A 12,775-nucleotide genomic window follows, 5' to 3' on the forward strand; every position below is an offset into this window, starting at 1 on the left:
CCAGCGCGTCGAGCGCATCAGCAGGTTAGCCGGCCCCCGAACAGAGAAGCAGGCCAGGGGACGTATCCCCTGGCCTGCAACCTAGCTACGTGAGCGTCATAACATGCAGCTGACGCAATTTTCCACCTCAGTGCCCGCCAGCGCCATCTGGCGCAGCCGGATGTAGTACAGCGTCTTGATGCCCTTGCGCCAGGCGTAGATCTGCGCCTTGTTCACGTCGCGGGTGGTGGCCGTGTCCTTGAAGAACAGCGTCAGGCTCAGCCCCTGATCCACGTGCTGGGTCGCAGCGGCGTAGGTGTCGATGATCTTCTCGTAACCGATCTCGTACGCATCCTGGTAGTACTCCAGGTTGTCGTTGGTCAGGTACGGCGCCGGGTAGTAGGCGCGACCGATCTTGCCTTCCTTGCGGATCTCGATCTTCGACGCGACCGGGTGGATCGAGGACGTCGAGTGGTTGATGTAGGAGATCGACCCCGTCGGCGGGACGGCCTGCAGGTTCTGGTTGTAGATGCCGTGCTTCTGCACCGACTCCTTCAACCGCTTCCAGTCGTCCTGGTTGGGGATGCGGATGTCGGCGTCGGCGAACAACTGACGCACCCGCTCCGTGGCCGGCTCCCACACCTGGTCGGTGTACTTGTCGAAGAACTCCCCCGACGCGTACTTCGACTTCTCGAACCCGCCGAACGTCGTACCGCGTTCGATCGCAATGCGATTCGACGCCCGCAGCGCGTGATAGAGCACCGTGTAGAAATACATGTTGGTGAAGTCGACGCCCTCTTCGGAGCCGTAGTGGATCCGCTCCCGGGCCAGGTAGCCGTGCAGGTTCATCTGCCCGAGACCGATCGCGTGGGACTCGTTGTTGCCCTGCTCGATCGACGGCACCGACGTGATCGACGTCTGGTCGGATACGGCGGTGAGCCCGCGGATCGCCACCTCGATGGTCTGCGCGAAGTCCGGTGAGTCCATCGCCTTGGCGATGTTCAGGGACCCGAGATTGCACGAGATGTCCTTGCCGACCTTCTTGTAGGACAGGTCGTCGTTGAACTCCGACGGCGTGGACACCTGCAGGATCTCCGAGCACAGGTTGCTGTGGGTGATCTTGCCCTCGATCGGGTTGGCCCGGTTCACAGTGTCCTCGTACATGATGTACGGGTAGCCGGACTCGAACTGCAGCTCCGCCAGGGTCTGGAAGAACTCGCGGGCCTTGATCTTGGTCTTACGGATCCGCGCGTCGTCGACCATCTCGTAGTACTTCTCGGTGATCGAGATGTCGGCGAACGGCACGCCGTAGACACGTTCCACGTCGTACGGCGAGAACAGATACATGTCCTCGTTCTTCTTGGCCAGCTCGAACGTGATGTCCGGGATCACCACACCGAGTGACAGCGTCTTGATCCGGATCTTCTCGTCGGCGTTCTCGCGTTTGGTGTCCAGGAAGCGGTAGATGTCGGGGTGGTGGGCCTGCAGGTACACCGCGCCCGCACCCTGCCGCGCACCGAGCTGGTTGGCATAGGAGAACGAGTCCTCGAGCAGCTTCATGATCGGGATGACGCCCGAGCTCTGGTTCTCGATGTTCTTGATCGGGGCACCGTGCTCGCGGATGTTGCTCAGCAGCAGTGCGACTCCGCCACCGCGCTTGGACAGCTGCAGCGCCGAGTTGATGGAGCGCCCGATGGACTCCATGTTGTCCTCGATGCGCAGCAGGAAGCAGGACACCGGCTCGCCGCGCTGCTTCTTGCCCGAGTTGAGGAACGTCGGGGTGGCCGGCTGGAAACGGCCGTCGATGATCTCGTCGACGAGCTTCTCCGCCAGCGCGGTGTCACCGGCGGCCAGCGTCAGCGACACCATCACCACCCGGTCCTCGAACCGCTCCAGGTAGCGCTTCCCGTCGAAGGTCTTCAGCGTGTAGGAGGTGTAGTACTTGAACGCGCCGAGGAACGTCGGGAAGCGGAACTTCTTCGCGTAGGCGCGATCCAGCAGCGTCTTGACGAAGTTGCGCGAGTACTGGTCGAGCACCTCGCGCTCGTAGTAGTCCTTCTGAACCAGATAGTCGAGCTTCTCGTCCTGATTGTGGAAGAAGACCGTGTTCTGGTTGACGTGCTGCAGGAAGTACTGGTTCGCGGCTTCCCGGTCCTTGTCGAACTGGATCTTGCCGTCCTTGTCGTACAGGTTCAGCATCGCGTTGAGCGCGTGATAGTCCGTCTCGCCCGGGAGCGTGTGCACGCCGGTGGTTACAGGTTCTGCAGTGACGGTTGGTGACACGTCTGGTCCTTCCAGAAGTCTTCCAGGCCCGCACGGACGGCGAAGACGTCGTCCGTGGTGCCCATCAGTTCGAAGCGGTAGAGGTACGGGACGCCGCACTTGCGGGAGACGACGACCCCCGCGTAGCCGAACTCGGCGCCGAAGTTGGTGTTGCCCGCGGCGATGACGCCGCGGATCAACGACCGGTTGTGTTCGTTGTTGAGGAAGGCGATCACCTGCTTGGGGACATAGCCCCCGTGATCGGGATCCGGACCGTTGGCGTGCCCGCCGCCGTAGGTCGGCAGCACCAGGACGTAGGGCTCGTCGACCTCGATGCGCTCACGCAGCGGGATGCGCGTGGCAGGCAGGCCGAGCTTCTCGACGAACCGGTGGGTGTTCTCCGAGACGCTGGAGAAGTACACGATGTTTCCGGTCATGATCGAGTTCGCCCTCCTTCCTGCCTCGCGGATACCCGGTCAGGCAGTCGCCGCGACCGCTCCGCCGAGGGCCTTGATGCGATCGGGGCGGAAGCCCGACCAGTGATCGTTGCCGACCACCACGACGGGCGCCTGCAGGTAGCCCAGGGCCATGACGTAGTCGCGGGCCTCACTGTCGAGGCTGATGTCGACCGTCTCGTAGGCGATGCCCTGCTTGTCCAGCGCCTTGTAGGTGGCGTTGCACTGCACGCAAGCCGGCTTGGTGTAAACGGTGACGGTCATTGACGGCTCCTCGGGCGTGTGACGGTGGTGGCGAGAACGGGACTGGCAACGGAACGGAGACTGCATATCGCTCTAGTTCAGCGACCCGCAGACTCACAAAATTCCTCGCCGCCCGGGGTGCTCGACCGGTGGTGCCGAAATGCTCTGACCACTGGATTCTGCGCTCCGGCCGACCTCTGAACCGTGGGGGTCTGTCGGTGTGCAAGACACTACACCTGGTGTCCGACAAAGCCAGGGGATACCAGATGTTCTGAATAACATTTCTGGAATTCCCAGGTCGTAAGCCCGTGCACAGCGGGACTCCCGGCGTGTCGCGCCCGATGACGCGCCGCGTGTCGCAAGATGGGAGTTGTCTACCACCGGGCACCGACATCGGCCCGGCACCGGGGCAACGCCCGAGGCGCTCCAGCAAACGCCGGCGTGGCGGCCCGCATTGGTGATCGGCCACGTCCGCCGAACCGCTTAGGTTGGACCCGTGAGTTGGGACGTGTTCGTCATGCGGTTCCCGGAGAACGTCACGACGGTCGAGGAGATACCGGCGGACTGGCATCCGGAGCACATCGGGACGGCCGGGGAGGTCCGCGCCGCGATCGACGCCCTGGTCACCGACATGGCCTGGGGTTCGGACGGCTGGGGGCAGGGCACCGGCGACGGCTTCTCCGTCGAGACCTCGCTACGGGAGGCCGACGACGCACCCGTCAACGGCTTCACTCTGATGTTCCGCGGCGGCGGCGACGCGGCGAACCTCGCGATGGCCCTGGCGGCGCGCTTCGACGCCCGCGCCCTGGGTGGGGGCGTGTTCCTCGAACCCGACTCAGCAGGCGAGGCGTTCGAGAGCTGGCAGCGCTACCGCGACCATGTGCTGCGCCCTGAGGCCTGGGATTAGCCCGGCGTAGTAGGCACTAGACCATGGTCGCGGCGACGTCGGTGTGCCCTTCGAAACCGGACGCTACGGCCACCTCCCGGTAGCGGGCCGTCAACCGCCGGCACCCGGATTCGTCGCCTTCGGCTCTCGCGGCGAGAGCACGCAAGCGCAGCAGCGGTACCTCATACAGAATGAAACCCGCGTCGGTGGCCACCGACGCGAGGCGATCCATCGCCGCACGTGCCGCGCGCACCTCGCGACGTTCGAGCAGTGCTTCCACCAGCACGGTGGTGGCCGGACCGCGCCAGAGCATGGCGCCGGAGTCGAAGAGTTCCTCGATCACACCGGCGGACAGTCCGATGGCGCCGTCGATGTCCCCCAGTTCGGCGAGACGCATCGCGAGGTGGATATCTGCGATCTGCATCAGCGACGCGTTGGCGTGCCCGTCGACGGCCGCCTGACGGGCCCGGCGAAGATGCTCCCAACCGAATTCCCGCTCATCGCCTGCTCCGGCGGCGACCAGGGTGATGCCGCGCGCCAGGAGCGCGTGGGACACGAGGAAATCCTCGCCGGAGCGTTCGGCCAGGGACAGCGATTCAGCAGTGGCCCGCAGCGCCGAGGCGTCGGCCCGCACCGCTCCGAGACCGATCTGGGCGTACTTGTGGAGGCTGACCACGACACGGGTCAGGGGGTCGAGCGTCTGTGCCGCCGCGATGGCGTCATCGAGATCGTCCTTCCACCCGGCACGCCCAAGGCACATATGGGCAACCCCACGCAGGGCAGTGCTCAGCACCAGCGGTGAGCCGAAGAACAGATTGCCCCTCGTCGGATCGCGCCCTGCGGCGTCGATCACGGTCTGCGCCAGCCTCGCCAACTCGAGTACCTCGCCCGTCTCCCATTTGGCCGCCAGGGCGGAGAACAACAAGGCCGTCGTCAGCTCGCTGTCACCGATGTCTTCGAGGAGCACGCTCAACTCGGTGCCCAGCACAGAGGCTTCGCGGGGACGATTGCAGAACGCCAACGCCATCACCATGCCCGACATTCCCACTGCCGCTGAGCGGTCGTCCCCGATTTGTGCGCAGAGTCGGCGCAATTCGTCGTAACCCGTTTCGGCCGCGTCGATCCCCGCCCGCCACGCGCTTCCACACAGCAGCGTGGCGGCCTCGACGCTCATTCGCACGCGTTCTGTGTCGTCGGCGGGCAGCCGTTCGGCCACCTGTCGCGCGCGTTCCCAACTCGCTCGCGCCGCTGTCATGTCGCGCGGTGACAACCAGGTTCCGGCTCTGATGTGCCATCCGAAAGCCGCCCGGAGATCGCCTGCCGCCTCCACATGCATCGCGATCAGCGCGGCGTTCTCGTCCAACAAGCCGGGTTCGCCTTGCTGCAGGGCCGATGCCAGGCGCCGGTGCAACTCCGCGCGGGCGACGTGCAGCTGAGATTCGTAGGCGACCGACCGGATGAGTGGGTGGCGGAAGCCGTACTCGGCCGGAGGCGCCGGCACCACCTCGTCGATGAGTTCTGCATCCAGCAATTCCGCGATGCGAATCTGGTCGACGACGCAGGCCAACTGAGCCTCGGTGAATCGTGCCCCGATCACGGCGGCGGCGTTCAAGGTGCGCTTGGCATCTCCGCCGAGCCGGTCGATGCGTGCGGCGATCGTCGCCTGCAGTGTGGCGGGCACATGAGTGTGCGCCCCACCGCCCCGCCACACGTAAGCGCCGGGACCGCCTTCGAGAACGCCGCGCTCGGCCAAGTCACGCACCATCTCCTCGACGAAGAAGGGATTGCCGCCCGCCCGGTGGGCGACCTCGGCGCAGATCGCGGTCATCGACGGGTGGTCGCCCAACAGTTCCGCGATCAGCGCGGTGGACTGCCGGTGATCGAGAGCCGCGGGCGCAATGGTGTGTACCGCCTGGCGGGCGAGTCTGCCTCGGTACTCGGGCCGGTAGGTGACCAGACCGAGTGCGGGCGTCCGGCACGCCTGAGACAAGAAGTCCGCGATGAGCGCCTCGCTGGCGTCGTCGATCCAGTGCGCGTCTTCGATGACGTACATGACCGGCGCGCACCGCGTCGACGACGCGGTGCCGAGCACGGCGGTCAACCGGCGTCGGCGGGCGTCCGAGCTGACCATCGGGAGGTCGATGTCGGGGGCGCCGATCGACAGGAGGTCGTCGACGAGGAGGAGATCTTCCGAGTCGGCACCGGGGAACTGTGCCCGCACCTTGTCGCGGGCCTGCTCGCCCTGTGATTCCGCCACACCGATCACTTCGCGGAACAGCCGGCCGGCCGCGAAGAAAGGAACCTCCCGTGCGTGCGCTTCGCAGAACGCGCAGAAGGCGGAGACACCGCGTTCGGCGCCGAGATCGACCACCTCGGCAACCAGGCGGCTCTTCCCGATGCCCGGCGCCCCGACCACGCCCACGACCTCGCCGTCACCGCGCAACGTGGCGTCCAGGTGGACACACAGCGACTCCACATCGTGGTCGCGGCCGACGAGCGTCGAGTGTCGTCGAATTCGGCGCTTGCTCGACCTCACCGACACCAGTCGCCGCGCGGGGACGGCATCTTCGACGTTCTTGATCCGCACCATCTCGAGATCGCCCATGCCGACCAGGCTTTCGACGAGGCGGGCGGTCGTGGCGCTCAGCATCACCCCGCCGGGTGCGGCGACCGATTCCATCCGCTGCGCCATTCCCACGTGCGCCCCTATGGCCGTGTAGCTCCCAGGCCCCATTTCCCCGGCGATCACCTCGCCGGAGTTGAGTCCGACCCGCAGCTGCAGCGGGACGCCATCGCGCCGGAGAACCTCCACGGCGAGTAACCGTGCCTGCTCCTGCAGTTCGAACGCCGCGAGACAGCCGCGGTGGGCATGATCCTCGAGCGCGATCGGCGCACCGAAGATGGCCATGATGCCGTCGCCGGTGAAGTCGACTGTCCCGCCGTAGCGCGTGACAACCGTCCGGCACCGCATCAGCAAGTCGGCCATCACCTCGCGTAAGCGTTCGGTACCGAGCATCGAAGCGATCTCCATCGAACGAACGACATCGGCGAACAACACCGTCACCTGTTTGAACTCCGGAGGCCGTACCGACTGCGAGATCGGCGTTCCGCACGCGTCACAGAATCTGGCCCCGTCGCGTGGTGCGGCGCCGCACTTCATGCAGACGACGGGCATCGTCAGACTCCCGCGGCGGGTCCGCACCCGAGCAGACGCCGCTCCAGCAGATCAGCGCCGCGGGCGACACCACCGGCAGCGGCGTAACCCGCCGCCACTCGGCTCGCCCCCTCGCCCATCCCCATCGCCTCCGCGATCTTCGACTCGAGTCGGCGACGGGTCAGCCTCCGGCTCGGCAACCGGGTGCCGCACCGCGCGACCTCCACTCGCCGGGCGACCTCGAACTGGTCACGTCCGAACGGGACCACACACACGGGCACTCCACGGTTGAGCGCTTTCTGGGTGACGCCCATCCCGCCGTGGGTGACGGCGCACACCGCACGGTCCAGAACGGCGCCGTGCGGGACATGGTCGCGGACGGTCGTGTTGCGGTGCACCGTCATTCCTTCGGGAGCGCCGCACGGAAAGGTGGCCACGATGTGAACCGAACGATCCCGCATCGCGGCCATCACGGCGGACGGCAGATGGTGGTCCGCCTGCCGCTCCGAGGACGTCGTCACCAGGATGATCGGGCGGTCGATGGCGTCGAGCCAATCGCTGCCGTCTGCGGCCGGGGGCTCGAACTCGCATGGTCCGATCAGCTGCACACGGTCGTCCCAGTCGGGATGCGGATACTCGAAGGGCTCGGCCGTCGCCACCAGGATGAGAGGTGCGCGCTTCACCAGGTCATCGCCGGACAGCGGAGGTCTCGCGCCGGCGGCGCTGCAGATGCGGGTGAGCGGCTCGTGAAGTGCGCGATCCACGGTACCGGTGACCATCGTGCGCATCACCTCGTCTCGGACTCGGCCGGCCAGGCCGGGCCACGGGCGAAGACCCGGCCCGAACGGTGGCGCACTACGGGATCTCAGCACCAGTGGATACGGCCAGAAGGACAGCCAGGGCGATGCTGCGGCGTCGACCACCGCGGGTGCGCCCCAGCAGTTGGCGTCGATGATCGTCACGTCCGGCCGCACCTGTTCGATCGATGCGCGCAGGTCGTCGACCTCGTATGCCGCCCTCTCTGCGAAGGCGCCGAATGCCGAGCGCAGGGCGGCCCGCGGGTTGGGTGCCAGCCAGTCGGTCATCGGGACCGCCTCGATCCGCGGATCGATCGCCGTGGTCTCGATCTGCACCGCCGCGCCGACGCACACATCACTTGCCTTGGTGCGGAGTGTTATTCGATGACCACGGGCTCGCAGTTCCACGAGCAACGCGAGCATCGGGTACAGGTTGCCGGTCGCCGGAGAGGTGTACGCCAAGATCGCGGCCATCGGTTCACCAACCTCAGTACCGGCCGGATCGGCTCGAAGCGGCCTCAGAGCTGGGAGTTTATCGACGCCGCTGCTCGCTCAGGGCGCATTCGACAGCGTGGCCGGTTCTCAAATCTGAGAGGCCGCCCTGAGGGCTAGAGGAAGGCCTCAGCCGACTTCGGCGACCAGCTTGCCGACGATGTCGCGCAGGTTCGCCGCGACCTCGGCGTTCTCCCGCGGGTGCCTGCCGTCGAGGGACTTCGCCGGGATCGACAGCTTGAGGTCCTCCACCACCCGAGGCCCGGCGATGCCGAAGCTCTTGCGGGTCTCGTCATGCGCCCACACGCCGCCGTACTGCCCGAGCGCGGAGCCGACGACGGCGAGCGGCTTGCCCTTGAGCGCGCTGTTGCCGAACGGCCGCGACAGCCAGTCGATCGCGTTCTTCAGCACCCCCGGGATGCTCCCGTTGTATTCGGGGGTGACGACGAGCGCCGCGTCGGCCTCGGCCGCCGCCCGCCGCAGCGCCACCACCGCTTCGGCGACGTCGTCGTTGTCGATGTCCTCGTTGTAGAACGGCAGCTCGCCCAGCCGGTCGAACAGCTCGAGCGTGACCCCTTCCGGCGCCGCCTCCACGGCGAGCTCGGCCAGCTGGCGGTTGATCGACGCCGCGCGCAGACTTCCCAGCAGAACGATCACCTTGACATCGGACATGTGCACCCCTTCGGTCATCCGGACAGATCTTCACACAGTTGAACCGGACTACGGTCCGATTTCATCCCGCTGATTTAAAGTGAGGACATGCCCGCTACGCAACCCCCGTTACCGTTGCCGCAGCAGGCGCCACAGGAGCGCGGCGATGCCGCCCGCAATCGTGCCCTGCTGCTCGACGCCGCGCGCGACCTCATCGCCGAACGCGGCGCGGACGCCGTGAGCATGGACGACGTGGCGGCGGCCGCGGGCGTGGGCAAGGGCACGCTGTTCCGTCGGTTCGGCAGTCGGGCCGGCCTGATGATCGTGCTGCTGGACGAGGACGAGAAGATCGAACAGCAGGCCTTCCTGTTCGGCCCGCCGCCGCTGGGTCCCGGGGCGCCGCCACTCGAGCGGTTGCTGGCCTACGGCCGCAGCAGGCTGCGCTTCGTGCACACCCACCACGCGCTGCTGTCCGACGCGGCCCGGGACCCGCAGACCCGGTTCAACGCGCCGGCCACCCTGCACCGGACCCACGTGCGCATGCTGCTCGAGGCGGCAGGCACCACCGGCGACCTCAACGCCCAGACCGATGCCCTGCTCGGCCTCCTCGACGCCGACTACGTCGAACATCAGCTCGCCGACCTCGGCCACACCCTCGACACGCTCGGCGACGCGTGGGAGGCCGTGGCGCGCAAGCTGTGCGGCACCTGATGCACTGGGTGCTGCACGTCGACCTCGACCAGTTCCAGGCCGCCGTCGAGATCCGCCGCAATCCCGCCCTGACCGGCCTGCCGCTGATCGTCGGCGGCAACGGCGACCCGACCGAGGCGCGCAAGGTCGTCACATGCGCGTCGTATCCCGCGCGCGCGTTCGGGATCCGTGCCGGTATGCCGCTGCGCGCAGCGGCCCGCAAGTGCCCGGAGGCGGTGTTCGTACCACTCGACACCGACGCCTACGACGCGGCGTCCGACGAGGTGATGAACCTGCTGCGCGACTTCGGCCACCCGGTCGAGGTGTGGGGTTGGGACGAGGCCTATGTCGGCGTCGACGACCCCGACGGCACACTCGACCCCGAAGAGCTGGCACAACGGATCCGCACCGGCATCGCCGCACAGACCGGGCTGGCCTGTTCGGTGGGTATCAGCGACAACAAGCAGCGCGCGAAGGTGGCCACCGGCTTCGGCAAGCCCGGCGGAGTGTTCACCCTCACCGACGCCAACTGGATGGCGGTGATGGGCGACCGCGCTGTCGACGCGCTGTGGGGCGTCGGGCCGAAGACCGCCAAGAAGCTGCTCGGGATGGGCATCGAAACCGTCGCCGACCTGGCCGCCACCGACGCGACGGCGCTCACCGCCGCATTCGGGCCGACGACCGGACTGTGGATCCTTTTGCTGGCCAAGGGCGGCGGTGACACGACGGTGACCGCCGAACCGTGGGTGGCGCGCTCACGCAGCCACGTCGTCACATTCGCCGACGATCTCACCGACCGCGCCGAGATCGAGTCGGCCGTCGTCGATCTCGCCCGCCGCACCCTCGACGAGGTGACCGCACAGGGCCGGGTGGTGACGCGGGTGGCGGTCACGGTGCGCACCAGCACGTTCTACACCCGCACCAAGATCCGCAAGCTCGCCGCGGCGGGCAACGATCCGGCCCCCATCACACAGACGGCTCTTGAGCTGCTCGGACAGTTCGAGCTGGACCGGCCCGTGCGGTTGCTCGGGGTTCGGCTGGAGCTGGCGATGCCCTCCGCGGTGACGGCGGGTGTCGGAGTCAGCCCATAGCGTGCACACCATGCTGACGACGGTCGCGGTGCGCGGATACCGGTCGCTGCGCGACGTCGTCCTGCCGCTGTCCGCCCTGACCGTCATCACCGGCGCCAACGGCAGCGGCAAGTCGTCGCTCTACCGGGCGCTGCGCCTGCTCGCCGACTGCGGTCGCGGCGAGGTGATCGGGTCACTGGCCCGCGAGGGCGGCCTGCAGTCGGCGCTCTGGGCCGGGCCCGAGCAACTCGGTGGGGCCCGCCGCACCGGCCGCACGGAAGGAACCCTGCGAACCGGGCCGGTTTCCCTCGAACTCGGCTACGCGGCAGACGATTTCGGCTATCTGGTGGATCTCGGGCTGCCGCAGGACCCCGGCCACAGGTCGCAGTTCGGGCGCGACCCCGAGATCAAACGCGAGGCGATCTTCGCCGGCCCCGTCGCACGCGACGCGTCGATCCTGGTCCGACGCACCAGGGACTACGCCGAGGCCGCCTCGGAGTCGGGCCGCGGCTTCGACGAACTGTCCCGGTCGCTGCCGCCATACCGCAGCCTGCTGGCCGAGTACGCTCACCCCGGCGCGCACCCGGAACTCGCCGCCGTCCGGGACCGGTTGCGCGGCTGGCGGTTCTACGACGGATTCCGGGTCGACGCCGGCTCCGCGGCCCGTCGCCCCCAGGTCGGCACCCGCACCCCGGTGCTCTCCGACGACGGCAGCGACGTCGCCGCCGCGGTGCAGACCATCATCGAGGCGGGACTCGACGATCTGCAGCGTGCGGTCGGCGACGCCTTCGACGGTTCGACGGTCTCGGTGGCGGTCACCGACGGCCTGTTCGACCTCCAACTCCACCAGCGCGGCATGCTGCGGCCGCTACGTTCGGCCGAGTTGTCGGACGGCACACTGCGTTTCCTGTTGTGGGCAGCCGCGCTGCTCAGCCCGCAGCCGCCGTCGCTGATGGTGCTCAACGAACCGGAGACCTCGCTGCACCCGGACCTGGTGCGCCCGCTGGCCCGGCTCGTCCGCACGGCCGCCGACAAGACCCAGGTCGTGGTGGTCACCCATTCGCGCGCCGTGCTCGACGTGCTGGACGCGGTGCCCGTCGCCGACGCCGGTTCCGGCACCCCCGCGACGGAGATCCGCCTGCACAAGGACTTCGGGGAGACCCGGGTCGAAGGCCTCGGCATGCTGGACACACCGCCGTGGCACTGGGGCGGTCGCTAGTCCCGCGGCAGCAGGCCGGGCCGCAACGCCCGGCTGAAGAGCACGTTCACCTGGCGCATCGCCACGCTGTACGGCCACCACATGGTGCGCTTGAACAGGTAGAGCGCCCGGATGTCGGGCGAGGTGTAGATGAGATACCGGTTGCGCCGCACGCCGCGCAGGATCCGGTCGGCGACGTGTTCCGGCGAGACCGCATGTCCGGCGAACCGGCCGGTCCAGCGGGCCACGTTCGGGTGGTCGCGGTCGACACCGGCGATCTGCACCGTCTGCACCAGCGGCGTCTTCACCGCACCGGGCACCACCACCGACACCCCGATGCGGTGCCGGGCGAGGTCGAAGCGCAGCACCTCCGACAGGCCGCGCAGGCCGTACTTGCTGGCGCTGTAGGCGGCATGCCACGGCAACGCGACCAGTCCGGCGGCCGAGGAGACGTTGACCAGGTGCCCGCCGCGGCGTGCGGCCACCATCGGCGGCACGAAGGTCTCGATGACGTGGATCGGGCCCATCAGGTTGATGTCGATCATCGATTTCCAGTGCTGGTGGGTCAGCCGGTCGACGGTGCCCCAGGCCGACACCCCGGCGATGTTCATCACCACGTCCATCGCCGGATGATCGGCGTGGATGTCGCGCGCGAACGCGGCGACGGCGTCGTGGTCGGAGATGTCGAGCGCCCGGTGCGCGGGCACGCGGGCGCCCAGCGCCCTGGCGTCGGCAACCGTCGTCTCCAGGCCCGCCTCGTCGCGGTCGGTGAGGAAGAGCTCGGCGCCGTCGGCCGCCAGCCGCAGAGCGGTGGCCCGGCCGATGCCGCTGGCGGCCCCGGTGATCAGACAACGCCTGCCGTCGAAACCGCTGCTTCGCGCCATGGCGGTGACCCTAC

At 67.9% G+C, this 12,775-nt stretch carries 11 protein-coding genes; 4 read left to right on the top strand and 7 right to left on the bottom strand.

Annotation, left to right across the window (positions count from 1 at the left end):
• Positions 1-96: 96 nt before the first annotated feature.
• Genes nrdE through AB0K11_RS00795 form a run of 3 tightly spaced genes read right to left on the bottom strand, consistent with a single transcriptional unit; the run spans position 97 to position 2,960 of the window.
• The gene (nrdE, locus tag AB0K11_RS00785) at positions 97-2,262 is read right to left on the bottom strand and encodes a class 1b ribonucleoside-diphosphate reductase subunit alpha (protein ID WP_364971462.1); all 2,166 of its coding nucleotides are present in this window, start codon (positions 2,260-2,262) and stop codon (positions 97-99) included.
• The gene (gene nrdI / locus AB0K11_RS00790) at positions 2,232-2,678 is read right to left on the bottom strand and encodes a class Ib ribonucleoside-diphosphate reductase assembly flavoprotein NrdI (RefSeq protein ID WP_364971463.1); all 447 of its coding nucleotides are present in this window, start codon (positions 2,676-2,678) and stop codon (positions 2,232-2,234) included. The genes nrdE and nrdI overlap by 31 nt, the downstream gene beginning before the upstream one ends.
• A 39-nt stretch (positions 2,679-2,717) precedes the next feature.
• The gene (locus AB0K11_RS00795; RefSeq protein ID WP_264012022.1) at positions 2,718-2,960 is read right to left on the bottom strand and encodes a redoxin NrdH; all 243 of its coding nucleotides are present in this window, start codon (positions 2,958-2,960) and stop codon (positions 2,718-2,720) included.
• A 475-nt stretch (positions 2,961-3,435) separates the two neighbouring features.
• Between AB0K11_RS00795 and AB0K11_RS00800 the strand changes: the two genes are divergently transcribed.
• Complete coding sequence (locus AB0K11_RS00800; protein WP_364971464.1) at positions 3,436-3,846, top strand: hypothetical protein; 411 nt, start codon at positions 3,436-3,438, stop codon at positions 3,844-3,846.
• 16 nt (positions 3,847-3,862) lie between these two features.
• Here the strand turns inward: AB0K11_RS00800 and AB0K11_RS00805 are convergent, their stop codons facing one another.
• From AB0K11_RS00805 to AB0K11_RS00815, 3 genes are all read right to left on the bottom strand, one after another.
• Entirely contained in the window at positions 3,863-7,000 is a 3,138-nt protein-coding gene (locus tag AB0K11_RS00805; RefSeq protein WP_364971465.1) for an adenylate/guanylate cyclase domain-containing protein, read from the bottom strand.
• A 2-nt stretch (positions 7,001-7,002) separates the two neighbouring features.
• On the bottom strand, positions 7,003-8,250 hold the full coding sequence (locus AB0K11_RS00810; RefSeq protein ID WP_364971466.1) for a glycosyltransferase: 1,248 nt from the start codon (positions 8,248-8,250) through the stop codon (positions 7,003-7,005).
• Between the two features lie 147 nt (positions 8,251-8,397).
• Positions 8,398-8,940 (bottom strand): NADPH-dependent FMN reductase, encoded by a 543-nt coding sequence (locus tag AB0K11_RS00815; RefSeq protein WP_364971467.1) that lies wholly within the window; start codon positions 8,938-8,940, stop codon positions 8,398-8,400.
• Positions 8,941-9,027: 87 nt separating this feature from the next.
• Here AB0K11_RS00815 and AB0K11_RS00820 point away from each other — a divergent pair, with 87 nt between their 5' ends.
• The 3 genes from AB0K11_RS00820 to AB0K11_RS00830 are packed head-to-tail and all read left to right on the top strand — an operon-like array spanning position 9,028 to position 11,898.
• A complete protein-coding gene (locus tag AB0K11_RS00820) occupies positions 9,028-9,630 on the top strand; it encodes a helix-turn-helix domain-containing protein (protein WP_364971468.1) in 603 nt (200 codons plus the stop codon).
• Positions 9,630-10,700: a DNA polymerase IV gene (locus AB0K11_RS00825; RefSeq protein WP_364971469.1), complete on the top strand. Its 1,071-nt coding sequence runs from the start codon at positions 9,630-9,632 to the stop codon at positions 10,698-10,700. The genes AB0K11_RS00820 and AB0K11_RS00825 overlap by 1 nt, the downstream gene beginning before the upstream one ends.
• A gap of 10 nt (positions 10,701-10,710) precedes the next feature.
• Positions 10,711-11,898, top strand: coding sequence for an AAA family ATPase (locus AB0K11_RS00830; protein WP_364971470.1), 1,188 nt, complete (start codon positions 10,711-10,713; stop codon positions 11,896-11,898).
• On the opposite strand, the gene AB0K11_RS00835 is transcribed toward AB0K11_RS00830, so the two are convergent.
• Positions 11,895-12,761 (bottom strand): SDR family oxidoreductase, encoded by an 867-nt coding sequence (locus AB0K11_RS00835; protein WP_364971471.1) that lies wholly within the window; start codon positions 12,759-12,761, stop codon positions 11,895-11,897. The genes AB0K11_RS00830 and AB0K11_RS00835 overlap by 4 nt on opposite strands.
• Positions 12,762-12,775: the final 14 nt, after the last annotated feature.

Origin of the sequence: Mycobacterium sp. NPDC050551, from assembly GCF_040674075.1 — a bacterium.
Lineage (GTDB): Bacteria > Actinomycetota > Actinomycetes > Mycobacteriales > Mycobacteriaceae > Mycobacterium.

What these genes read in the sequence shown, in the direction of transcription:
- nrdI (WP_364971463.1), bottom strand. Translation starts at nt 2,678, where the DNA reads ATGACCGGAAACATCGTGTACTTCTCCAGCGTCTCGGAGAACACCCAC.
- AB0K11_RS00830 (WP_364971470.1), top strand. Translation starts at nt 10,711, where the DNA reads ATGCTGACGACGGTCGCGGTGCGCGGATACCGGTCGCTGCGCGACGTC.
- AB0K11_RS00835 (WP_364971471.1), bottom strand. Translation starts at nt 12,761, where the DNA reads ATGGCGCGAAGCAGCGGTTTCGACGGCAGGCGTTGTCTGATCACCGGG.
- AB0K11_RS00820 (WP_364971468.1), top strand. Translation starts at nt 9,028, where the DNA reads ATGCCCGCTACGCAACCCCCGTTACCGTTGCCGCAGCAGGCGCCACAG.
- AB0K11_RS00795 (WP_264012022.1), bottom strand. Translation starts at nt 2,960, where the DNA reads ATGACCGTCACCGTTTACACCAAGCCGGCTTGCGTGCAGTGCAACGCC.
- AB0K11_RS00805 (WP_364971465.1), bottom strand. Translation starts at nt 7,000, where the DNA reads ATGCCCGTCGTCTGCATGAAGTGCGGCGCCGCACCACGCGACGGGGCC.
- AB0K11_RS00810 (WP_364971466.1), bottom strand. Translation starts at nt 8,250, where the DNA reads ATGGCCGCGATCTTGGCGTACACCTCTCCGGCGACCGGCAACCTGTAC.
- AB0K11_RS00825 (WP_364971469.1), top strand. Translation starts at nt 9,630, where the DNA reads ATGCACTGGGTGCTGCACGTCGACCTCGACCAGTTCCAGGCCGCCGTC.
- AB0K11_RS00815 (WP_364971467.1), bottom strand. Translation starts at nt 8,940, where the DNA reads ATGTCCGATGTCAAGGTGATCGTTCTGCTGGGAAGTCTGCGCGCGGCG.